At 40.2% G+C, this 24,754-nt stretch carries 22 protein-coding genes; 2 read left to right on the forward strand and 20 right to left on the reverse strand.

Features of this window, described 5'->3' with window-relative positions:
- Nucleotides 1-325: 325 nt before the first annotated feature.
- Entirely contained in the window at nt 326-481 is a 156-nt protein-coding gene (locus GHD25_RS10610) for a hypothetical protein (RefSeq protein WP_164216616.1), read from the reverse strand.
- 118 nt (nt 482-599) lie between these two features.
- On the opposite strand from GHD25_RS10610, the gene GHD25_RS10615 reads away from it, so the two are divergent.
- Nucleotides 600-1,469: a helix-turn-helix domain-containing protein gene (locus tag GHD25_RS10615; protein WP_164216618.1), complete on the forward strand. Its 870-nt coding sequence runs from the start codon at nt 600-602 to the stop codon at nt 1,467-1,469.
- A gap of 128 nt (nt 1,470-1,597) precedes the next feature.
- On the opposite strand, the gene GHD25_RS10620 is transcribed toward GHD25_RS10615, so the two are convergent.
- A complete protein-coding gene (locus GHD25_RS10620; RefSeq protein WP_164216620.1) occupies nt 1,598-2,704 on the reverse strand; it encodes an MGDG synthase family glycosyltransferase in 1,107 nt (368 codons plus the stop codon).
- Nucleotides 2,705-2,786: 82 nt separating this feature from the next.
- Between GHD25_RS10620 and GHD25_RS10625 the strand changes: the two genes are divergently transcribed.
- Nucleotides 2,787-3,638 carry a metallophosphoesterase gene (locus tag GHD25_RS10625; protein ID WP_164216621.1) on the forward strand — a complete coding sequence of 284 codons (852 nt, stop codon included), beginning with the start codon at nt 2,787-2,789 and terminating at the stop codon, nt 3,636-3,638.
- Here GHD25_RS10625 and GHD25_RS10630 read toward each other — a convergent pair.
- The 18 genes from GHD25_RS10630 to secA form a co-directional block, all read right to left on the reverse strand.
- Nucleotides 3,635-4,225 (reverse strand): YkoP family protein, encoded by a 591-nt coding sequence (locus tag GHD25_RS10630; RefSeq protein WP_240452304.1) that lies wholly within the window; start codon nt 4,223-4,225, stop codon nt 3,635-3,637. The two genes, GHD25_RS10625 and GHD25_RS10630, sit on opposite strands and share 4 nt — an antisense overlap.
- 650 nt (nt 4,226-4,875) lie before the next feature.
- Nucleotides 4,876-5,031: a hypothetical protein gene (locus tag GHD25_RS10635; RefSeq protein WP_164216623.1), complete on the reverse strand. Its 156-nt coding sequence runs from the start codon at nt 5,029-5,031 to the stop codon at nt 4,876-4,878.
- Between the two features lie 127 nt (nt 5,032-5,158).
- Nucleotides 5,159-5,863 carry an ABC transporter ATP-binding protein gene (locus tag GHD25_RS10640; RefSeq protein ID WP_240452305.1) on the reverse strand — a complete coding sequence of 235 codons (705 nt, stop codon included), beginning with the start codon at nt 5,861-5,863 and terminating at the stop codon, nt 5,159-5,161.
- A complete protein-coding gene (locus GHD25_RS10645; RefSeq protein WP_164216625.1) occupies nt 5,864-6,841 on the reverse strand; it encodes an ABC transporter permease in 978 nt (325 codons plus the stop codon).
- 40 nt (nt 6,842-6,881) lie between these two features.
- Entirely contained in the window at nt 6,882-7,421 is a 540-nt protein-coding gene (locus GHD25_RS10650) for a nitrous oxide reductase accessory protein NosL (RefSeq protein WP_164216627.1), read from the reverse strand.
- Nucleotides 7,418-8,788, reverse strand: a complete 1,371-nt coding sequence (locus GHD25_RS10655) for a right-handed parallel beta-helix repeat-containing protein (protein WP_164216629.1) — start codon at nt 8,786-8,788, stop codon at nt 7,418-7,420. Before GHD25_RS10655 ends, GHD25_RS10650 begins: the two co-directional genes overlap by 4 nt.
- Nucleotides 8,789-8,857: 69 nt before the next feature.
- Nucleotides 8,858-10,009, reverse strand: a complete 1,152-nt coding sequence (locus GHD25_RS10660; protein WP_164216631.1) for a multicopper oxidase domain-containing protein — start codon at nt 10,007-10,009, stop codon at nt 8,858-8,860.
- Between the two features lie 393 nt (nt 10,010-10,402).
- Nucleotides 10,403-10,963 (reverse strand): hypothetical protein, encoded by a 561-nt coding sequence (locus GHD25_RS10665; protein WP_164216633.1) that lies wholly within the window; start codon nt 10,961-10,963, stop codon nt 10,403-10,405.
- A gap of 79 nt (nt 10,964-11,042) precedes the next feature.
- A complete protein-coding gene (locus GHD25_RS10670; protein ID WP_164216635.1) occupies nt 11,043-12,506 on the reverse strand; it encodes a cbb3-type cytochrome c oxidase subunit I in 1,464 nt (487 codons plus the stop codon).
- A 21-nt stretch (nt 12,507-12,527) separates the two neighbouring features.
- Nucleotides 12,528-13,049 (reverse strand): cupredoxin domain-containing protein, encoded by a 522-nt coding sequence (locus GHD25_RS10675; RefSeq protein ID WP_164216637.1) that lies wholly within the window; start codon nt 13,047-13,049, stop codon nt 12,528-12,530.
- 411 nt (nt 13,050-13,460) lie between these two features.
- Complete coding sequence (locus GHD25_RS10680) at nt 13,461-14,654, reverse strand: PDZ domain-containing protein (protein WP_164216639.1); 1,194 nt, start codon at nt 14,652-14,654, stop codon at nt 13,461-13,463.
- A 250-nt stretch (nt 14,655-14,904) separates the two neighbouring features.
- Nucleotides 14,905-16,371: a S41 family peptidase gene (locus GHD25_RS10685; protein WP_164216641.1), complete on the reverse strand. Its 1,467-nt coding sequence runs from the start codon at nt 16,369-16,371 to the stop codon at nt 14,905-14,907.
- A 156-nt stretch (nt 16,372-16,527) separates the two neighbouring features.
- Entirely contained in the window at nt 16,528-17,928 is a 1,401-nt protein-coding gene (locus GHD25_RS20170) for a murein hydrolase activator EnvC family protein (RefSeq protein ID WP_164216643.1), read from the reverse strand.
- A gap of 179 nt (nt 17,929-18,107) precedes the next feature.
- A complete protein-coding gene (gene ftsX / locus GHD25_RS10695) occupies nt 18,108-19,004 on the reverse strand; it encodes a permease-like cell division protein FtsX (protein WP_164216645.1) in 897 nt (298 codons plus the stop codon).
- Nucleotides 18,994-19,680 carry a cell division ATP-binding protein FtsE gene (ftsE, locus tag GHD25_RS10700; protein WP_164216647.1) on the reverse strand — a complete coding sequence of 229 codons (687 nt, stop codon included), beginning with the start codon at nt 19,678-19,680 and terminating at the stop codon, nt 18,994-18,996. The genes ftsX and ftsE overlap by 11 nt, the downstream gene beginning before the upstream one ends.
- A gap of 433 nt (nt 19,681-20,113) precedes the next feature.
- Complete coding sequence (gene cccB / locus GHD25_RS10705) at nt 20,114-20,494, reverse strand: cytochrome c551 (protein WP_164216649.1); 381 nt, start codon at nt 20,492-20,494, stop codon at nt 20,114-20,116.
- A gap of 325 nt (nt 20,495-20,819) precedes the next feature.
- A protein-coding gene (gene prfB / locus GHD25_RS10710) for a peptide chain release factor 2 (protein ID WP_164216651.1) occupies nt 20,820-21,921 on the reverse strand; the annotation gives its coding sequence in 2 pieces (ribosomal slippage) (nt 20,820-21,848 and nt 21,850-21,921; 1,101 coding nt in all).
- Nucleotides 21,922-21,976: 55 nt separating this feature from the next.
- On the reverse strand, nt 21,977-24,493 hold the full coding sequence (gene secA, locus GHD25_RS10715) for a preprotein translocase subunit SecA (RefSeq protein ID WP_164216653.1): 2,517 nt from the start codon (nt 24,491-24,493) through the stop codon (nt 21,977-21,979).
- Nucleotides 24,494-24,754: the final 261 nt, after the last annotated feature.

A 24,754-nucleotide genomic window follows, 5' to 3' on the forward strand; every position in this document is an offset into this window, starting at 1 on the left:
ATATTTAAATCTGAAGTTAAAATTAGTTAAGAATCTCACTAATTGCAACAGATAATATTAAACCCTAACGCTATTTATATCATTTGTTGAAAACTCATACTTAGACTTTGTTATACAAATATTTCCGGATAACCATTACAAATAGTCATTGCTAGTCAAACATGAAAAATATCAAAGGCGATCTTATCTAAACTTTTTACAAGGAGCATATTTTTTTAAAATCCCAATTCTCAATTGCGAAAAACACCAAAAGAGAAGCATTGAAAAATAATAGGTAAAAGAACAATGATAATCCTCTTCATTTTCAATTTATTTTTCAAATTTACTAATATTCCCCCTCAATCAGATCATCTTCCGGGGAGTTTATTATAGTCATTGCATTAAGTTGCTGTTCTCCTTCATTATGATCTTGAGCATTTGAATAAAGATAAAAATTGGAAGAAATCACTACAATTAAGAAAAATTGTAATATTTTTTTCATGTTTAACCCCCATTTCTATATTTATTTGATAAAATAGTCTTATTAATATAAATTATAGCAACCTTATTGAACTTTTTATATATGCAATTTTGCATAGATATTAAAGGGAGATGTTATTATGGAAATAATTGGGCAAAAGCTACGGCAGTATCGGGAAAAGCGGGGAATCTCCCGTAGAAGACTGGTAGATGGCATTTGTAATGAATCTACATTGTATCGAATAGAAGGAGGGAAAACACTTCCAAGTATTTTCATTCTTGATGGACTATGTAAAAAACTCGGAATTCCGCTCTCCGTATTGTTCGACAATGAAACCGTAGAACAGAAACAATCCATCATGCATATAAAACAAAAATGCCGAAAGCATGTTTACCATAAAGACTATATTAGTCTGAAGATGGAAATTAAAAACCTGCGGAACCTAGTAGAAAAAGTTGTTGAAAATAATGATCATTGGCTATTCATTAACTGGCATGAAGCAATACTCTTGCATAATAAAAATAACAAACCATTACTAGCGAAAGAATTACTATTGAATGCTCTTCCGAAACGTATTGAGTCAGAAACGGCCATCTCAGTGATAAATGTGCTAGGTCTCATTTGTGTTTCATTAAAAAAAGATAATGAAGCCCTCACCTACTTTCAACAAGCATTTCAGACAGTCAGAAACTTTCCATACCTAGACGACGAAACGCTATACGCTCGAATTTGTTATAATCTAGCGTCCCGTTATTATTACAATGAAGATTACTCTCAAGTCATCCAGCTAGGCAAAGGACTACTCACTTATCTAAAGAACAATTCTCTATTTTATCTGAAAGGGAGAACCTATCACATGCTTGCAAAATCATTTCAGAGAACAGGCAAATATAAGTTGGCAGAGGAAAACATGAAAATTGCCATATCTATCTTTTCCATTAAGGAAAAGGAAGAATATTTGACTAAAGCTAAAAAAGATTTAGAGGACATCCGGCTGTCTAGTATTTAACTTTAAGAAAGCCGGACAAACCTCGCCCGGTTTTTTCTAACCACTATTGTGAATTATAACTTATGCCGATGGTCAAGTATCACTTTTAAATACTTCGACACACTTAATTGACTCAAGGGAGATCTCTTTCACCATTGTAATAATCTCTTCAGCAGCACATGCATTGGCTTTATTTCCAGATATTTATGATATGCCTCCAGCTTTTCTTCATATCTCTTTTTCTCGTTTGAACCGGACAAAAAGACACTTAGCTGTCCGGTTATATCTGTTTCGTCTGCTTCAAGCAGAAGCCCCATTTCCTGCAATTGCTGTACATTGACTTTCTCAGGTCCGGGAAGTGCACTGCTGATAAATAATGGCTTTCGTTTCATCAGGCTTTCGCTGATTGTTACCCCGCCTGCTTTTGCAATCACTGCATCCGAAACATCATATAATCGATTCATCTCGTATTTGGACCGGATATATGGAATTGGTTTGATTTGCGGATGCTGCCTTTTCCTCAACCGCTCATATAAAGTCTGGTTTGTACCGCATAGAACAACGAAATCCAAATCTCCCGGGTTTTCCGGCATGATTTTTTCCAGCTGCCCGGTTCCCAAGCTGCCACCAGTCACAAGGACCGTCTTTTTATCATTTCTTCCGATGATTTCTTCACTATTCCGAAAAGCTCTATGTACTGGAATTCCAGTAATAAGAATCCTTTCCTCTTCCACCCCTGCTTCCATTAAGTACCGCTTTACCTGAATAGAAGGTGCAAAATGGTAATCCACTGACTCCAGGCCCCATACATTATTGACAAAATAATCGGTGTATACATTAACCGTGACAGCATCCAGCAAACCTTTGCTTTTTAATACGTCCGCCATATTGGAAGGCAAACAATGTGTAAAAAAAAGAACATCAGGATCGTGCTGGTTTATTATATTTTTAAAGAAAGGCATAAAAAGCCATTCATAATGGTAATGCCGTATTTGCCTTTTTCGCTTTCCGGCGGCAAGTCCCCGGTACAATTTATCATAAAAATCCGGAATATGCTTTATGCTGTTTAGATACACGGAAGATATCATCTGTTCTATTTTCCCGTAACTGTACGACAAAATATCAACTTTTGTACTTCCTACGCTGTCATTTACCTGTTTCAGGTCTTCCATTAATGCATCCGCTACATGGTGGTGACCGGTTGGAATTTGCATAAACGGCATAAAAAGTGCTTCATTTCTTTTGCCTATTTCCATCTTTTTCATCTCCGCGTCTGCCTTCAATTACCAGTGAAACAGCTTCAACACAGGTGTTATAATGTAATCGGGAGGCGAAATAATGATTTATATCATCATTGGTATTATTAGCATTCTGGCTTTTCTTATTTACCGTGCCTATAAAAATACAAAAGATATACAAATCAATAAGATTCAAATAAATGAAAACGAAAATTCGGGAAACCCTACATTATCCATTCTTCACTTGTCAGACCTTCATTTGGAAAATATATCGGTCAGCCCGGGAGAATTAGCTGATAAGATAAAACACGAAAACCCGGATATCATTGCGTTAACCGGTGATTTTCTTGACCGAAAACGAACCATTCCCAAATTGGTTCCATACCTGCAGATGCTTCAGGACATGAAGCCTGCGTACGGAATTTATGCGGTATTCGGCAACCACGACTATGTGCTGAAGGGCAATGATTTTTTAAAACTCAAAAATCTGCTTATAGACTATGATATTCACGTTCTGCAAAATGAAAGCATAACAATTAAGGTCAATAACAGGATGGTTAACATTATAGGTGTTGATGACTTCAGTACAAACAGGAGTGATCTTCCTTCAGCATACAGACAGACAGTTCCGGGAATGAACATTGTATTAACCCATGATCCGACGGTAGTACTGAAAATGAAAGATTACCGGTTTGATTATTTATTGGCCGGACATTTTCATGGCGGTCAAATTTGCTATCCAAAGGCATATCACCTTGTAAAGATGGGAGAACTGGCCAGAAAAAATATTATTAAAGGACTGCATATGCATAACAGCTCCCCATTTTATATTAGTGAAGGATTAGGGCAAACCGGATTTAACATTCGTGTCGGCAGCCGGCCGGAAATCACCTTTCATGATATAACAGTGAACAGTAAGGTGAAAGAGGTTTCGCTCCAAAAGCATGCTTAACTATGCATCCCTGAATTATATTTTACGTTCAATTTACTTTTTGACATAAATAAATATACCGGATCCACCTGACGTTTGTTGCCAGCCACCAGATTGATTGGCAAAAACGTTATTTTTTTATACATCTGATAGTAGTTATTTTTAATAGATACTATCTCAAAGCCCAGTCGCTCTGCTCCTTTATATAGGCTTGTAATACCTATAATTGCTTTTATCTCCCTGTACCGGGGATGCTGTTGGAGATATGCGGCCAGTCTTGGCAAAGCTTTTTTTATCGTGTGGTATATATAAACAGCCCGTTTAAGATCACTATTAATCATATTTAGCTCGTTGATCATTTTCACATTATGCAAATGTATTTTCAGCAATATATCATTTTTATGAATGACTGTTCCATCACTTAGGGTGACTTTAGCACCTTTATACCTTGTAAGCCTGACCCGCAGCAGTGTGTTCTGCTGCTCAGAATCCGGTATATAGTGAAGTCTGCTGCAATTGTAATAAATAGGGTCAATAAGATTCCAAACTCCTAATAGATAGCTTTTCATCGTTATTTCCTTTCCCGGTTGTAATAAAATATCAAACATGCAGGAAGTTTCAGCGCATCCCTCTGTAGTACTCTGACTTGGAATTTCCATCTTTACAAGTTATTATTAGTTTGTTTTAAGTACCGGGAAATATTGTAGGTATTTTTTGGATTCACAAAAGCTTTATTATATATTTGAGTGATTTGCCAGGGGAGAATGGGTTTTTGCCGCATTTGTTAACTCATAAGTCTTGCTCTGTTAAGGAATGACGTTTTTTCTTCTATATTCGTTGTCTCATAACCTCCATGAGTTAACGAACGAACAGTTTTCTTCCGCTTTCGTTGAATCATTGCCTCCATGAGTTAACGAACGAACGGTTTTCTTCCGCTTTCGTTGAATCATTGCCTCCATGAGTTAACGAACGAACAGTTTCCTTCCACTTTCGCTGAATCATTGCCTCCATGAGTTAGCGAATGAACGGTTTTCTTCCACTTTCGCTGAATCATTGCCTCCATGAGTTAGCGAATGAACGGTTTTCTTCATCTTTCGTTGAATCATAACCTCCATGAGTTAACAAACGAACAGTTTTCTTCCATTTTCGTTGAATCATTGCCTCCATGAGTTAACGAATGAACGGTTTTCTTCACCTTTCGTTGAATCATTACCTCCATGAGTTAACGAACGAACGGTTTTCTTCATTTTTCGTTGAATCATTGCCTCGATGAGTTAGCGAAAGAACGGTTTTCTTCCGCTTTCGCTGAATCATTGCCTCCATGAGTTAACGAACAGTTTTCTTCACCTTTCGTTAAACTATCTCCTCTTGAGTCCACAAACAAAGCATTTTCTTCCGCTTTCGGCTGCCTCATAACCCCGATTTATCAACTAACGATCGTCTTCTCCTTTTTCTCAAATCCCATATTCTCTACTCCAGAATATGAAAAGTCTAATTCCAATCAGGAATTAGACTTTTTACCAGCACCTCATTAATCATATTTAACTTGCTTTACTTTCCACCATTGACAGAAATACTTCTTCCAGAGAAGTGCACCCTGTCTCCGAATAAATTTCTTCCAGCGTCCCGGCACTCTTTACCTTGCCTTCAAACAGAATGACAATCTCATCACAGATTTCCACCACATCCCGCATAATATGACTGGACAGCACGACCGTTTTTCCTTTATTGATTAATTCCTGCAGTATTTGCTTGAACTGGATCACCCAAAATGGATCGAGGCCATTTGTTGGTTCATCAAGGATATATAAATCAACATCAGCGAGTAACGCCTGAGCCAGGTTCACCCGCTGGGTCATTCCTTTCGAGAAAGAGCCAACCTTATTATTTCGTTTATCCCATAGCCCAACCTTCTCCAGAACCTCCTGAATCTTTTCCTTTTTCGCGCCAATGAAAGAGGCATAGTAGTCCAGCACCTCAACAGGGGTTAATTCGGAGTGAAAATTCATATGGTCCGGCATATAGGAAAATTGCTTTTTATCCTTTGTATGAAATTGAATTGAGCCGGTGGTTGCTTTCTCAATTCCCGTGATTATTTTTATGAGTGTACTCTTCCCGGCACCATTTCCGCCGCACACCGCGACACATTTTCCGGTTTTAATTTCTAGATTGGTCGGATGGAGGACAGTTTTTTTTCCATATGTTTTTGTGACCCCTTTTATTTCCAGCGTTATATCCCTCTCCAATTATGCCACCCTCTTTCTGATAATCATCACAGATAAACCCAATGAAATAAGAATGATGAGTATGATCGAGATGAAGAAATAAATATTTAACGTACCATTTGCTCCCCACTCATTTAAGATTAAATATTGAGGTCCAAAAATATAATTGGCTCCTAATTGATTGATTGTCCATACCCGGATAGACTCAACAGGATTGGCCAGAATAAGCGCAAACAAGGTTGTTAATTTCTGTCCATGGGGAATGAAATCAATGATTGAAAAGATGATGAACTCATATACAAATACCAGAAAACTCCAGGCGAATAACGCCAGCGACAAACCTTGCATCCGTGTCACAGCATATGATCCAATCAACATCGCCAACCCGGAAAACACGATAATAATGAGAAGATTAAGTGTCAGGAACACACCGAACATGGCTGCATCCTGCAGGGCTCCGATAAAGTAGAGGACCAAGCCGAAGATTCCATAAGAGACACTCAATGAAATCATTAAAGTCAGACAAAGTGATACATATTTACTGATTAAATAATGCCCATTGGACATTTGATAGGTACGGTATAAAGAGAATCTTCCTTCCTCCTTGTCAGCCACCAGAGAATTTGTGCCAAGAATTAAACAAATGATTGGCACAATCCACAAGGAAAGATTAATCAGCATAGCGATGGATCGGCTATACGCATTAGTGAGCGTTTCCTGGGTCAGATTTCCATCTGCATCATATACAGCTGAAGTGTCCTCCACCTCTTCCAGTCCAAAATATGCCGGATCCAGCTCTCCAACCGAAAATTCAACTCCGGCTGCTGTACCTTTCTCATTTTCCACAGGTACAGCTGTACTTTTTGCTGATTCAATACCATAAAAATATAGTAAAAATGCCAGTCCGATAAAAAGGACTAATAAGCTTAATAACCATTTGCTCCGTAATAAAACCCGTATCTCCAACTTAAGCATGGAATGGAACATTGATTTTTTCATCGAACAACCTCCTCAGTCATAGGATTGACTGAACTATGCCTTAATCCATATCGTCATGTTCGTCTTCATCTGCATGATCATCATGTTCCCCATGATCATGTCCTTCCTGATGCCCTTTATACCAAGTTTCCAGTGATTCCTCATCAATACTTGTAATTTCCTGACTGGATAACATTTCACCCTGGTCACTTTCCGACAAGTAATCCTCTGCTTCCTGTTCCGAGCTGAAGGCAATAAACCCATAGCTCATTGGTGTTTGAATGCTTTCATCATGGATAAAATATGCATCCGCCATATCTATCCAATCCCCTGAATGATGATCTCTTACATAGGAAACTTCCACCTCGTCATCATTATCCTGTAAATACACCAGCATACATCCGATATCATCGAATATACGCGGTGTGCCATCTGTTAAAATAGTTTGACTCGCCGAATCCAAATCCTCAATTCCCATATGGCATGTGTAGCATTGATCTGTATCCTGGCTGATGTCCACCGGCTCATATGAAGTTCCTCCACATGCAGTCAATAAACCAATCATAACCATTGCAATTATTGCAGCTGCAGCCTTTTTCATGTTGTTTTCCTCCTCGATAAATATATGGTTATAAAACTGATGCCAATTACCAAAACAAATAATAGTGCCAACCCCACAGGATTCATGAAGGCCATTTGCTCTTCCTGCGGGGTATAGACCTCAATTTGCTGTACAACTTCCACTGGTTCAGTAAGTGAATATTCATCAATTACATGTGTATCAGAAGGAAGATGCGTGTATTGCTCGATCGTGTTCCATAAACGAATGGTCGGGCTTTCAAAAAACACCTGCAAAAATGGGTCTCTTTCGATCATTTGGTAGAAAACATCCCCGCTTTTATAAGCAAAGTCATTTGTTCCGTCATCCTGCAAATCGACAATTTGCTGATCATCCCAATAATTTCCAATTTCATCCACATTAAAATCATTTTCATTTTCCGGAACGGTAATTACCTGCTGCGTGTTTTTCTTAAAATTATTTAAATAGATCCAATTATTTGTTGCCCCTTCACCTAACTCCAGCCCTCTGACGTTTTCGGTAATTTCATTATTATGGATTCTATTCCCCTGCGCATAGCTCAGCATGATCCCTTTGGAATTCCCTTTAATAATATTGTCCGAGATGGAGGAATCAAACAGGTCATACCCAAAAATGCCTGACCCGTCAGAAATCGTATTTAAATGAAAATAATTATTTTTGATCGTAATATTTTCGCTTTGCATAATCATTCCGCCATTGTAGCTTCCTCTTACTTCGTTATGGGTGATGGCTACATCCGAAGCATACATCGTATGCACGCCATACCTTGCATTAATAAAACGGTTATTGGTGATTTGTGCTAAGGTGGAATGCGAAACCCAAGCTCCGTCCTGTGTATCATAGGTTTGATTGCCTGCAATTACTGCGCTGTCTCCCTCAATGACATAAATACCATATCCATAACGTTTGCTTCCTTTTAATTCATCCCAGCTTGAAATGTTGTTTCCTGTAATAACATTTGCGTAGCCTTCTCTTACCAGCACACCATGAAAAACATTGCTAATTTTATTATTTTTAATTTCATTGCGATCGCCGCGGGAGAAAATTCCTGCAGCATCTGTTCCCCCGCCTTCCACATGCAGATTATCAATGACCACATCATCCGCTTCAATCAAAACAGGGTACCCTGTGTCAAGCCCCTTGATATGAGCTCCTTCTTCACCGATAAGTTCGATGGAAGCTTCAATCGTGAAATTCCCTTGATATTCCCCTGCTTCGAGGATAATAACATCTCCGTCCTGTGCTTCTTTCAGAGCGGCAGTTAATGTTTCTTCATCCGTAACACTAATTTCCTCTGCGTTTGCAAAACCCGGATTCAGCAAAATGAAAAAGATAACACAGGTTATGAACCCGATTCTCTTGTACATCTTCTCACCCCATATTTAACCCCTTCTTATATCTCTACAAGAAGGGGTTCGTTGAGTCAGTTATTTAACTTAGTGGCTCATCATGGATCCACCTTCAGGTCCGCCTGATTCGTTAACTACAATGGTGCCGACTGCCCCTTTGGACACATGGTCGAATTGATGCGTAACAAAGGAATATGATCCTTCTTCTTTCAGTTCAAATTCAACTACTGCTCCGCCTGAAGCCGGCAATCCCACGGTTTGCAGCCCTTTCATATGGTTTTCAGGGTTTCCGTCGATATATACATCATCCAGTATAGAACCGATTACGTGGAATGAGCTTACTTCATTCGGACCAACATTATTAATATAGAATCTGACTTTTTCACCAGGCTTTGCATAAAGTACTGTTTCTTCATCATTTTCTGTTAAAGCTTGTACTGTACCATTTGTGTTTGTCCCATCAAATGTGTATCCATCCACCTCACCGTCTTCCATATAATCCACTGTCTTTGTTGAGAATACTACTTGACGCGGAGGCATGTTCATCATATTTTCCAGGTCATTGTACTTATACCATTCGTTTTGAACGATAACAAACTCGCGATCTACTTCATCATCCGTCGGGTATCCATCTTCCGGCATTACGATAATTGTTCCGTGCATCCCGTTAGCAATATGGGATAATACAGGGTCTGTTGCGCAGTGGTACATGAACACTCCAGGGTTACTTGCCTGGAAGCGGAATGTGCCAGTTTCATCCGGTTCTACATCAGCATATCCTGTAACCGGATCTGTATGGACGGCATGAAAATCCATACTGTGCGGGATGGCAGGATCCAAGTTATGAAGCGTAAAGTTTATCCAGTCACCTTCCTGAACAACCAATAACGGTCCCGGTGCTTCCCCGTTAAAGTTCCATGTGTTATACGTAAGACCGGGTGCGATTTCAATATCTGTAACCTGTGCTGTCATTTCAATATTTACTTCATTTTCCCCGACCCGTTCCATTTTTACCGGTGTCGGTTCCTGGTTTAAATCCTTATGTGGTTCAATTGGTTCATAATCAGCAGGATCCACATCATAGCTGTAGCTGCGATTTTCCCCATCCGCTGCCGAGGCCGTCACTTGCTGATCATCATTCTGATCTGCACTTTCACTTTCCGTTATTTCAGTTCCACATCCAGCAAACAATCCTAAAGCTATTATTGCACTTAAGCTTAAACCAACTGCCTTTTTCATTAATAACCCCTCCTAATTGGTTTTTATATTGATAAGGAATGAATTTATCAATCAATCAGCTTTGGATTCTCTAATGTTTGGTGATGTGCGTGATTGAATGATTTATCTTATCTTTGATTCCAGTATATTTTTAAATCGCTCTCTCCCATGTGAGCCAGATCACACTAAACATGTGCGTTTTTGAACAATGTATGTCTGACATAAGTACGTTAAATACTATGATAATAGTGCAAAACTAATGGTTATGCAGTTTGTATGTATGTGATTTACTCACATAGAAACCAAAGAAATGTTGGAAATAGAAAAAAAAGAGGAAAAATTTTGAGGCTGATACCGGAAGTCTGCTGACAGCAAGTAAATTCTATACTTCCGGCCACTATAAGAGAGTAGCTGCTATGCATCCTTTTCCGAATGATCCGTAAAAACATGTTGGATAATATATAAAACCATGGCAGCCGTAATGATAAATAAAGCCCAGCCAAGTGTCCGCTGCTCTGATTCCAGATAGCTGTTGCAAATTTGAATAGGTGTATCAATATAAAGCCAGGCCATCAGGCCAAACATGGGGAGATAGTTTAAATAGATAAAGCTTTGCCCCACCCCTTTTAACTTATGCCAGCTGTCCCGCAAAGGTATGCCTACTAATAGAGGCAGTCCGACCAGCTTAAATATCTCCATCGGCCAAAACAGCAATGCTTCATCCATAGCTCTCGGCAGCATCCAGTACATGGTTACAATAAAAACAAGGGTTATGCCAGGAACACCATTTGCATTCCATTTTTCAAAAAAAGAATTATATTTTGCAATAACCGCTTTTCCCATCAGCCAGCCTGCAAGAATGAGCAGCGGTATTTGCAGAAGCATGTGGGTAACCATTATAGATTCCATGAAAGTAAGTACGGGAGGAATAAGCAAAATGACATATAAAATTATCCCTGCAATAAATTGTTTCATCACTCATTCCTCCCCAATAATTTGCGCTAAGAATATCATTCTTTCATTAAATAAATGCTTCCAGATTTTCAACTAAAATTCAGGCAGAAATTTTCTCAACATCTTTATCCTGTTTATTACGCATCATCATATAACGGACAAAGTGTATAATATAGATCGTTAATGCTATCGCTGCAAGCGCACCTGCTACTGCACCAAAATTAGCCGGCGCCATCCAGTCGGGAAAATGTGTTGCCCATCTTCTCGGTGTACTTAAAGCACCTGATACCAGGAAAGAACCCCCCAGTGCTAAAATAGCTATTGTATAACCAAACAACCCAAATTTATCAAAAGCATTTGTACGGATGGCACTGTCCTCTTTTGCCAGATAATACATAAATCCAAACAGCATGGCACAAGCCCCGAGTGCCATATACAGGTGGAAGTGTCCCGGCACCCATTTTGTATTATGCATGACTTGGTTTACTACAATGGTTGCATCAATGATCGCAGGCACAACCCCGACAACCCAGCCAAACATGGAAATATATATTAATCCTGAAGCCATGTCCCATTTTATTCCTGATTTGTATACAATCATCAATGCACCGTATGCAGTGATGATAAGTACCGGCAATCCGTTCGCATAGGATAACACCTGACCCATAATCAGCATCCATGTAGGCATCACAGAGTCCATCAGCATGTGATGCGTATATATCAGCAACGTGAATACGGTAGACATGTTCCAGGCAATTAAAAATGGTTTATTTGCCTTCCATGGTCTCTTCGTATACTTTGATAATATTTCATAGACTGCAATAACGGCCATATAAATAATCGAGTTTGCAAAGATATGCCCGAATGCGAATGTCAGGTTTTTTGCCAATAATGGATCGAATGTAAATGCCGGGTTGATTACATTAATAATATTCATGATCAGCACAATAGCTCCTGCAGTTAATGCAGTAATGTTGACAATAGTTACCATGGTGCTTGCTACAATGGTTGGGGTGGGAGCATCTTTTTCCTCCTTTTTCCCTGAAATCACGTCCCAGCCCAATCCTTTTGCCAGACTGCCCTGTTTTTTAATAATGGCCCTGCCAGTATCGATATATAATAGAAGAAACCCAATCCCCAATATGAGCATTCCAAATAGATATAATAAAGCTCCCGTTATCCCCCATGCGTTTGCCGATATTGCCGGAAGCGGATATAGGAATGTCCACGCACTTGCGTATTCAAAGGAAAACACGCCAATAATTACCATAACTACCCCAACAAGAAATAAGACTGCATTAAGTTTGAAAATCTTTTTCGATAACTTTACTTCTTTACTAAGGAAATACCACATTACTCCAGCTGCAGCAAAAGCTGCTGCGCCAACCATTCCCGTCCCGTGAATGGTCAGAAATTGATAAAATGCAGCTGGACTGAGATCCAGCATCCCGCCTTGAGCCATGAGCATGAGAATACCAAATATCATCATGGCTAAAATGATCAATCCTCCGACAGATAAATACATAGCAACTAAACTATTTCTCGACTTTGCAGTTAATTCCATTTTACACCCTCCCTTTACTTATTATTTCACTACAATTTCTTCAATCATGAGATGATGAGCCAGGCCGCAATATTCCATACATAGAATTTCGTATGTACCCGGTTCATCAAATGTAATATAAACCGTGTTCGTATACTCCGGCATGGCCTGGGTTTGAGCAATAAGATTCATATCTTCATCGTATATGCCGAAACCATGGGTAACATCGGCAGCTGTTACTTTAAATTCAATTGGCTCTCCTGCCGAAAATTCCGTTTCACTAATATTCCAGCCAAACTGGAATGCCTCGACATCTACAACCGTGGGCTCACTGCCTTCACCGTAGACTGGCTGATTGTAAGGCAGATCGCGCAGCGTATAAATCGTAACAGCCAGCATGAAAATGACGAGTACACTGCCGTAAAACGTCCGTGCTTTATACCATTTCTTTTTAATTGGCTCATAATCCCGCTTTTCCTTTGATTTAAGTGCTACAATACCGAATACAATCACAACAAAAGACATAAATATGAGACTCGTAATCCATGCAACTGTCTGTATCACATTAAAACCTCCCCAGTAGTTGTTTCTACCTTATAATACGTAATATAAAAGGAAGGAAAAGTGAGCTGAGTCACAAAATATTCACTTATACTTTATTTTGGTTTCCATGGTTTATAAGCTGAATATAGGGTTAACTTGCCGAAACCCGTCATAATCGCGTTTTCCAATCTGCCTATTTCCCTTGTAATATTAGTGATTACCGTGTTTATTAGAAAAATAGGCAAATAAAATAAACATTTCATGGAAATTAAATCTGAAAAAAATCCTGTGATGCCATAAATTGTTCACATTTTAAATATAAAAAAACATGCTATTGCCGATTGTCCATGGCAACAGCATGCTTATTTTCTTTGCGTGTTTCAGACTTGAGATTGAGAAGTATATTCCTGTTCCGGGCCTATCTGGAGTGTTTTACTCCGCTTTTTTCTTTTTATTGCTCTGATGCGGCTCCTCCGTAAAAATAATCCCTAATTCATGATGCTCCCCTTCATACAAAGCTCCTTGTACAAATCTTTTTTCCGAAGCATCATCAAGAAGCTCCAGTTTAAAGTAAGCACCGCCTTTTTGTAATGCATAATAAAAATCATCCATACTTGATATGTCTGACCCGTTTACTTTGGTCACGGTTTCTCCCGGAAGAATATCGAGCCGGTCTGCAGGTGTTCCCGGAATCACCGCAAGGACCTTACATCCATTATTCAATTCACGGAAAAATGGGGGTGTTTCGTTCTCTTTCACCCGGAACCGGTAATTAATAAATTCTCTTCCAAAAATGGACGCAATTACTGCAGCAAGTGTCAAAACGGGGATGTAAATACTCCCAATAGCAATAGCCAGCACGAAGATTCCCAAATAAATCATCGGCTTTGCAAGCTTCTTTGCAGCCAATGATGGCAGATTTCCCCTCACCTTGTGATCGTAGCCAATTAAAAAGGGAAAAAGCAGAAGCCCGTAAGATTCACCGCCAATGGAAAAATATGGCCAGAAAGATTCCGCAGGTTCAATTAGTCCAGCAGGGATGAGCACAAAAAAAGGAATGACAGCGAGCTTTTTCACATGATGGACGCCAATCCAGCCTCCCCTGTTTCCCTGTCCCAGCCCCGGGTATGTATCATCCCGCCTTGTACGCGTTAACATAATGCCTTCGATGATTAAAAATATCCCTAAAAGAATTACTAAAGCGGTTAAATTGATATTGGTAAGTAAAACTGTACCCAAGGTTGTCTGCTCTTCCAATAAAGCCGGCAATATCAAAAGAAAGAGATAGGTGATACCTATCGTATAGCTTGCAGAGAGAAAAGTGAGCTTCCCGGTAATACTTAAAATAATGATTACAGCACTTAACAAAAGAAGCACCTCATAGGAAAATACCATCCCTGCCCGGACTGTTACCAGACTCAGCCCAAGGCCAAATAAAACGGAAGCCTTCCATGTATATCGCCATTCTGAAAAAACATCATATACCTTTATGCCAAAATTATATCTTTCTTTTCTAATACGCTGCCAGCCTGTCCAAATGACTAATATTACAGCCCAATATAATAATGGATTCAGGAAAAATTTCCCTATTCCTTTTGCAAGTTCCAATAACCATGCTTCTAACACATCATCACCCGTTTCTGAAACGCTGTTAAGTTTATTTAAGAAGGCATATAAAATTGCATAACCGTACTGTCCGTATAGTGTAAAGGCCGAAAAGTCCTGCCATATGGACTTGCGTTCAGCTGCACCTTAGTATATGTATTCGATATTTGTCGAAACATTTCCTTCTTTATCATACCATTTTTTCTGGCAGGCAGGTGGAAAAATTACGTATCGTGCAAGAAAATCCGCATGGAAACCATGCGGACATACCTTACTTATATATTTCCTGTAATGCTTTTTCCAGTTGCTGATCATCTTCGCCATTACGGATATGTTCGACCAATTCTGCCTCTATCAGACCGGCTGTGTCCTGATCAATCTCACCGGTTGACTCGAGATCATGTTCCTCCTGAAAGGCTGTTACTGCATCAATGGTGGCAGCATCAAAATAACCATCTGTCCGTCCCGGTTCATATCCAAGACCATCAAGCATTAATTGTACACTTGCAATCCGTTCGTCCGCCTGGTCATATGTTAAGGGCTCCTCTATCTGCACCGGATTGGTGTAGTAATAATCCGGCTGTTTTACGTCAATTGTCGGCTCGACCCCTGTCTCATGGATCCACTCTCCATTTGGCGACAGCCATTTATAAAAGGTTAGTTTAATGGAACTGCCATCCCCCATTGGCACTGCCTGCTGGACCGTTCCTTTTCCAAAACTCGGCTGCCCAACCACATCATGACCCATTTCCTTCATCGCTACTGCAAGTATCTCTGATGCAGAAGCACTGCCTTCATCTATGATGACGCTGATCGGATAATCCTTTTCCTCGTCCAGCTGAGAATAGTACGGCATGGTATCTCCATTCTGGTCTTCAATTTGCAGGTAAGGGACATCTGCTGGTATAAATAGTTTCAATATGTCCTCCACTACATTCAGCAGTCCGCCGGGATTTCCGCGCACATCAATAATTAAGCCTTCCATTCCTTCATTTTCCATTTGTTCCAGCTGTTCTGTAAATTCCTCTGCTGTTTGTTCGGAAAAGTTAGTGATTTCCAGTATGCCAGTCAGCTTACCGTCAATATTTTCCGTTTCACTATACACCGTCTCCACAGGAATCGTATCTCGGACAATCGTTACATCAAAGGGTTCAGAAGATCCAGGCCGAAGAATACCCAATGTAACTTCTGAGCCTTTTTCACCGCGGATCTTTGCTACAGCTTCATTTAAGTCAAGTCCTTCCACGCTTTCATCATCGACTGTCAGCACTTGATCATTAGGACGCAGTCCAGCCCTTTCGGCAGGAGAATCCTTTATCGGCGACACGATTGTTACGGCACCATTGATCATGCTGACCTCCGCACCAATACCCTCAAATGAGGATTCGATCTGTTCATTAAATTCGTCCATCATTTCTACATCCATATAAGAGCTGTATGGGTCTTCAAGGGTAGTAAGCATACCTTGAATTGCACCCTCAATTAATTGCTGATCGTCTACCTCTTCCAGATAATTCTCCTTAATCAATTGAAAGGCCTGGGTGACTTTCCCGACATCTTCAGGAGGCGCTTTATCATTCCCTTCCTCCGCCGGTTCTGCAGGCAGCTCTATTTGCCCCTCTTGCTGTCCGCTGTCATTATCCGGCTGTGCCATCAGCACCCCGCCGTACGCACCGACAAAACCCAATACAAGGGCGGCAGCCATAATGATGACTATATGCATTTTTGTTAATTTCATTTTTTCACCTCAAATAATACTTTAACAATATAAAAAGCATATCACGATCTTCCACTTATGACTATGGTTTTGGCTTAAATTTTATGAACTTATAAAAGAAGAAGGCATTAACCCTGTTAAGGGAAATACCTTCTTCTTTCTAACTAGAATCATTTTTTATGGCAAGTAATTCCGTGGATTCGCAGTACCATTTCCATATCCTCCAGGGTGTATTTCAAAGTGCAAATGTACACCTGTTGATGATCCGGTTGTCCCCATTCCACCTATTCTTTGACCTTGACTTACGGATTGTCCTTTAGATACAGAAATACTGCTTAAATGTGCATACAGTGTAGAAAACGTTTTTCCGTTGATTGTATGGGTAATCATAACCGTATTACCATATCCACCCATTGTTCCAGCAAAACTTACTACTCCGGAAGCAGATGCTTTTATAGCAGTTCCTGAACTATTTGCAATATCTATTCCGCTATGCATTCTACGCTCATTGTGAATCGGATGTATCCTCCAGCCGTATTCTGATGATTTTCTTCCTTCTGCTGGCCATATAAAGTCACTGCCGCTGCCGGAATTCCCAGGTGAAGAGCCTCCTCCAGAGCTTGAATTTTCCTGCGCCCGTTTTTCCGCCGCTTTTCTTTCAGCTTCTTCTTTTGCCTTCTGTTCTAACTTACTTTTTTCAGATTCAGCAAGCTGCTTTGATTTTTCCACTGCTGCAGCTTGTGCAGCTATCAGTTCCTGCTCTTCTTCCAAAGTAAGCATCTCTTCTTCCAGGCCTTCATGCTCCTCCTGGAGCTCTGCCATGAGTGATTCTTTTTCGTCCATCTGTTCATCAAGCTGAGCTACTAAAGCAACCAGCTCATCTTTTTGTTCTTCCAGCGCCAGTTTTCTCTCTTCCACTTCTGCTTTGCTTGCTTCTACTTCCTCTTTGCTCGCTTCCACTTCTGCTTTGCTTGCCTGCAATTCTTCTTTGTCTCTTGCCTGTGCTTCCATAATTGACTTATCCTGGTCCATAATCGTATTTACTGCAGCAGCTCTGCTGATAAAGTCGCCAAAGCTTTGCGCACCCATGATAACTTCTATGTAATTCATGCTGCCGCCGCTTTTTTGTATGGAACGGAGCCGGTCTTTCAGCAACTTATCCCGCTTTTCAATTCTTTCCTCAAGAACGGTGATTTGATGGTTTAATTCTTCTATTCTGTCTGCAAGTTCTTCTATTCTGTCTGCAAGCTCATCCAACCTATTATTTGTTTCGGTAATTTCACTTTCTTTATCTTCTATGTCTTTCGCTGTTTCCTGAAGATCATGATCAATTTCGTTAATCTCTTTTTCCACGTCACTCTGTTCACTTAAATTTTCATCGATTTTTCCCTGTGTATCATTCCGGTTGCTGTCAATGTTCCCTCTTTGGTTCTCCAGTTCCTGTCTCTCATTTTCCAGCTCGTTAATCTTTTCTTTTAAACTGTCAATCGAATCTGCTTTTACCGAATTTGTCTGAAACGCACCTAGCGTAATTGCAAGAATTACCGCAAGGATGACTGGAATACATCTTTTCTTCAACTCGCGTTCCCCTTTCCCTGAATAACGTATTTTCTCTCTGATGTTTTGGTTCGAGTTTTGATGTGGTTGTAAAGGACGGAGGATATATTTCAGCCTCCGTCCTTGTAGCTTTTTACAGGTAACTCAAAACTGAGGTATTCTCACGCCATATTTTGCGAGCAACTGGAATTCTATATCTACTAAACTTTTAAAAACTTGCGTACGCTCATAACACTTCCCCATACGCCAATAAACGCACCGATTACAAGAATAATGAGGGAAAGCTGCCATGCAAAAGGATTAAACGGCAACAGCTCAACAAAACTGTAATTAATCCGTTCACTGATGTTGGTATCTATATAGTAGTAACCGGCCAGCACGAGAGTAATGGGTATGATAGATCCCAATACCCCAAGCAGCATGCCTTCAATAAAGAATGGCCATCTGATAAAACCATTTGTAGCACCTACCAATTTCATTATCCCTATTTCCTTGCTTCTCGCCATAATGGTTATCTTGATCGTATTGGATATCAAAAATATGGCCGTAAACACCAGGCCTAAAATCAAAATCAGCCCAACAGTTCTGGCATAGGTGTTAAATTGGAATAATCTTTCGACAACCCCCTGGCCATAATTGACTTCTTCAACACCTGCAAATGTTTCAATTTCGGCTGCAACTGTCACTGTATCTTCCGGGTCGAAGGTTCTTACAATATAGACATGGTTAAGCGGGTTATCCTGTTCATATAACTGCCAGGCTTCTCCTTCTTCCCCCATACTGAAGATCAGTTTTTCCAATTCATCGTCTCTGGATGAGAATGTCACACTGTCTACCCCATTAAGTTCGGCAATTTGCTCGCCTAAATCCACAATGTCATCCTCTTCATTAAACGTCGGGTCGATCATCGCATTAATTTCTACATCATCTTCAATGTTGGCCGCCATTTCATTAAGATTCAGCATTACTGCAAGGAACACAGCCACTAAAATAAGCGTCATCGTTACTGCACCAATAGAGGCAACAGTCATCCAGCCATTCCGGAAGATATTTTTTAAACCTGAACGTAAATGTCTTGTAAATGTCCTAAACTTCATAGCCGTAATCACCCCGGTACTCGTCCCTTACAATTAAACCGTCCTCAATTGCAATAACTCTTCTCTTGATTGTGTTTACAATTTCCTTGCTATGTGTTGCCATAATCACTGTGGTGCCTCTTGAATTAATTTCTTCAAAAACCTCCATAATTCCCCAGGACGTTTCAGGGTCAAGGTTACCGGTTGGTTCGTCTGCAATGACTATTTTTGGATTATTAACAATGGCTCTGGCAATGGTTACCCTTTGCTGTTCCCCGCCCGACAGCTCATCCGGCATAAATCTTGCCTTGTTCTTTAATCCGACAAGTTCAAGCACTTCCATTACACGTGTCCGAATGTTTCGGGGTGATTCTTCAATAACCTCCAGTGCAAAAGCAATATTTTCATAGACTGTCAGTTTTGGCAGCAATTTAAAATCCTGAAATATCACGCCTATATCTCTTCGTAAAAAAGGTACCTTTCTTTCTTTCATCTCACTTAAATCATTGTTATTAATAATGATCGAGCCTGAAGAGGGTTTGACTTCTCTGTAAATCATTTTTATGAATGTGGATTTGCCTGCGCCGCTGGGACCGACTATATAGACAAACTCGCCTTGGTCTATATTGATATTTATGCCATTTAAAGCGGTAACGCCATTGGCATAAGTCTTATATATATCTTTCATCAAAATCATATAGCTATCACCTTTACAGTTAATGTTGTAATTCTCGGTTGTCTGTTCTTCTTTACTATGTATCTGCAAAAATTATTTAATGACTGTCTGTATTTGCTTACTGAATAATTCTCATTTATTATAACATCTTTTCCGTCGGATTTTGGCTAAATTTATATTACATTTGTGTTTCAAAAAGACGCTTTTTGAAATCTCCTGTCATGTTTGCGCTGTTTTATAAATAAATTGTTATATTGGCTGCCTGCCGTTCCATTGATACATGGCAATTCAGCAGCATATGACAACTGAAAAGTTATTGTAAAAATAAAGGTTTGGTAATTTTGCAAGGAGAGTTAAATAACAGAAGGAAATGAGGAAAAAATAACATTAAAAAAAACCTGATCCTTATGTAAGATAAAAGATCAGGTTTTTGCATTCTGCACTATTCAGTTCATTATTGCATTTCTGCCAACCAAGCAGCAATATTATCCTTATCTTCACCTGTTGCCAATCCAGCTGGCATAGAACCTTTACCATTTTCAATGATGTCAGCAATTTCTTCTGCAGAATAGTTAGAACCTACATTTTGCAGATCAGGACCTGCTCCGCCTGACAAGTCAGCACCATGGCATGATGCACAACTTTGCTCGTAAGCTTCTTCAGCTGCTGCGGTATCAACAGCACCGCCGCCATCACCGTTATCGCCTGCAGATTCCTCAGTATCCGTATCGCCGCCATCATCAGCCGGCTCTTCCGTACCGCCGTCGTCACCGCCGCCGCAAGCGCCCAGTACAAGTGCGGAACCAAAAACAATTGTTAATAACCACTTTTTCATGCACAAATCCCCCTAACCAATGATTTAATATCGTCATACCTTATTATAACCGTTTTGATATTTTTTAAAACCCATCGTTAATATAATAAACATGGTAGAAATGGGAAATAATATTGACATAACAACGTGTTGGGCCATTTGTGTCAAATTCATGAAAGTTGTTTAGAACTGCTGTTATATCAAGGTTTTGTGACATAAGTCATATTATTTTCTCCTATGATTTTATTGCATGACGGGAAAGAAGTTAATGGCAAATATTGTAATTCTCTATCTGATTTCTTGTATTTTCAATATAAAAGTAACCGCAGTGTTACTGCGGTTACTGTTAATTCATTTGCGAACGCAGATAGGCATCAATAAACGGGTCGATTTCCCCATCCATTACTGCCTGGGTATTCCCAATTTCCTTGTTGGTCCTGTGATCTTTAACCATAGAGTAAGGGTGGAATACGTAAGAACGGATTTGACTGCCCCAGCCGATTTCTTTCTGCTCCCCGCGTATTTCCGCCAATTCCTCCTGCTGTTTTTCAATCTCAAGCTGATATAATTTGGATTTGAGCATTTTCATAGCAGCATCACGATTTTTTATCTGGGAACGTTCATTTTGACAGGTGACAATTACATTTGTCGGCAAATGCGTAATCCTCACAGCCGAATCTGTTGTATTGACATGCTGCCCGCCTGCACCGCTTGCACGATACGTATCGATCTTGATATCCTCGGATTTTATTTCAATGTCCACATCATCCGTCATTTCCGGTGTTACATCACATGATACAAATGAAGTGTGACGGCGTCCCGATGAATCGAAAGGGGAAATTCGCACTAGCCGATGGATTCCTTTTTCCGCCTTTAAATTACCGTAGGCATTATGGCCTTTAATAAGCAGGGTGACACTTTTCACTCCTGCCTCATCACCAGGGAGATAATCCAGCGTTTCCACTTTGAAATCCTTGTCTTCCGCCCAGCGCTGATACATGCGAAGCAGCATACTTGCCCAATCCTGCGACTCTGTCCCTCCCGCTCCAGGATGCAATTCCAATATGGCATTATTTGCGTCATATGGTTCACTCAGCAGCATTTGCAGTTCAAAATCATTAATACCTTTCTTTAGTTCGGTTATCTCCGACTGTAAGTCATCAAATAATTCCTGATCATTTTCTTCTTTTACCAGTTCATAGGAAACTTCAACATTTTCGATTCTTTCTTCCAGATCCTGAAAGCTATTGACATAGCCTTTTAATCCGTTGGCTTCACTTATTACTGCTTGTGCGGTATCCTGATCATTCCAAAATGAAGGGTCTGCCATTTCAAGCTCAAGCTCTTTGATTCTCTCTTTCTTCTTATCGAGGTCAAAGAGACCCCCTGAATTCATTTATTCGATTGGTCATTTTCTCAAGTTCACTTTTTATTTCAGCCATTTCCATCTTTGTTCACCTCTATTGTTTATTTGGAAGGAAAACACTCCATAAAAATGGAGTGTTATTTTCCATGACAATTTTTATATTTTTTCCCGCTTCCACATGGACATGGATCATTGCGGCCAACGTTCTGTGTTTTTACATAAGGTTTACGTGTCTTTTTCTTCTCTCCCTGTTGTCCGCCGGAAACAGCCTGGGTATTTTTAACTACTTCCTGGCGCTGCAGGTTGTCGCGTATTTCTGCCTTCATGATATATCTGGCCACTTCTTCTTCAATACTTTCGACCATAGATTCAAACATGGAGAAGCCTTCCATTTGATACTCGCGCAATGGGTCATTTTGCCCGTACGCACGTAAATGAATACCTTGACGCAGCTGATCCATCTGGTCAATATGATCCATCCATTTTGTATCCACAGTACGGAGTAAAATAACCTTTCCAAATTCGCGCATTTGCTCTTCGGACAATTCTTCTTCCCTTTCATCCAGGCGTTTGCGTACCTTTTCCATGATCAATTCATTTATTTCTTCCGGTTCTTTCCCTTTAATATCTTTCAGGGAAATGTCATCCTGATTCAACAAGTTCCCGTGGACGTAATCAATAACGGCATTTAATTCCCATTCATTTTCATCGTCATCCTGGGTATGTGTTGCTACCACACGTTCCAATGTGGAAATAATCATATTTTCGATAATCTCTCTCAGGTTCGTATCAGCTTCAATAACATCAAAGCGCTGTTTATAAATAATTTCACGCTGTTCCCTTAATACATCATCATAGGAAAGAACTGTTTTACGGGCATCAAAGTTATTCCCTTCCACGCGTTTCTGTGCTGATTCCACTGCACGGGAGACCATCTTGCTTTCAATTGGCTGGTCATCATCCATGCCAAGACGCTCCATCATGCCTTTCAGATTATCTGAGCCAAACCTGCGCATCAGCTCATCTTCCATGGACAGATAAAACTGCGTCGTTCCAGGGTCACCCTGCCGTCCTGAACGTCCGCGCAGCTGGTTGTCTATCCTGCGGGATTCATGGCGTTCCGTACCAACTACAGCCAGACCGCCAAGTTCTTTTACACCTTCACCTAATTTAATATCTGTACCGCGGCCGGCCATGTTTGTAGCAATCGTAACTGCGCCTTTTTGCCCGGCGTTTTCTATAATTTCCGCTTCCCTGAAATGATTTTTGGCGTTTAACACGTCATGTTTTACCCCCGCTTTTTTTAGCAGCTGGGATATTAATTCAGATGTTTCAACGGCAACGGTGCCGACAAGAACAGGCTGTCCCGCTTCATGCCGTTCTTTAATTCCTGCTACAACTGCCTTAAACTTTCCTTCCATCGTTTTGTATATTAGATCGGCTCGATCCTCACGAATGATCGGTTCATTTGTGGGGATGGCAATAACATCCATATTATATATATTACGGAACTCTTCTTCCTCTGTTTTTGCAGTACCGGTCATCCCGGAAAGTTTATTGTACATCCGGAAGAAGTTCTGAAAGGTGATCGATGCCAGTGTCATACTTTCATTTTGGATTTGCAGGCCTTCTTTTGCTTCAATTGCCTGGTGAAGTCCGTCACTGTATCGGCGTCCTTTCATAAGCCGGCCTGTAAACTGGTCGACAATGACAACTTCGCCTTCCTCCACCACATAGTCTGTATCACGATGCATGGAAACATGCGCTTTCAATGCCTGGTTTATATGATGGGTTAAAGAAACATGGTTTAAATCAAATAAATTTTCAATGTTAAAGTAACGTTCTGCTTTATTGATTCCTTCTTCGGTGAGCTGTACGCCTTTCGTCTTTTCATCATACGTATAATCCCCTTCCCTGTTCAGGGTAGCAACAAAGCTGTTCGCCTGCTGATATTGGGATGCGGATTTTTTCGCAGAGCCGGAAATAATTAATGGTGTTCTTGCTTCATCAATTAAAATGGAATCGACCTCATCAATAATCGCAAAATTTAATGGCCGCTGCACCATTTGCTCTTTGTATAACACCATATTATCCCTTAAATAATCAAAGCCAAATTCATTGTTCGTACCGTAGGTGATATCACTGTTGTACGCATTTCTTTTTTCTTCTTTTGTTAAGCCATTCCCGTTTAAGCCCACGGTCAGCCCAAGAAACGTATACAGTTCGCCCATTTCCCTTGCGTCACGGTCTGCCAGATAGTCGTTGACAGTAATGATGTGGACGCCTCTGCCTTCCAACGCATTTAAATAAGCAGGCATGGTGGAAGCAAGGGTTTTCCCTTCCCCTGTTTTCATTTCAGCAATATTTCCGTTGTGCAATGCCACTGCACCCATCAGCTGGGTTGTAAACGGCCGCATTCCCAGCACACGCTTTGATCCTTCACGGACAACAGCATATGCTTCAACCAAAATATCATCCAAGGTTTCCCCTTCCTCCAGCCTGCTTTTGAACGATTCCGTTTTTTGTTGAAGCTGCTCATCGGACAGTTTCTCCATATCGGGTTCCATTGCTTCAATCTGATCTACCGTTTTTTGTATTTTTTTTAATTGTTTTTGATTCCCGTCCCCAAAAATCTTCTTTAATAAAGTTGCCATTTTTTTAAACCGCTCCTCGATTTATCATTAACACGATTCGGTGTTTTTAATGAACAATAGTACTTGTATAGTGTATAATAGAAATATTTCGGAAGGTAGCAAACCTATATGTTTTAGCCTGCCGAAAAAGACTTTAGTCCAACACTAATCATAACATTACACCTGGAAAATTGACAACTGGTTTGAAAACCAAGTTTGTGTCAAGCTTTTCTCGGTCCCCTTATAATACCAATATTTCTGGCACTCTGTATTTGTACGCTT

The organism is Virgibacillus aidingensis, assembly GCF_010994035.1.
In the GTDB taxonomy this organism is placed as follows: Bacteria; Bacillota; Bacilli; order Bacillales; family Amphibacillaceae; genus Virgibacillus_N.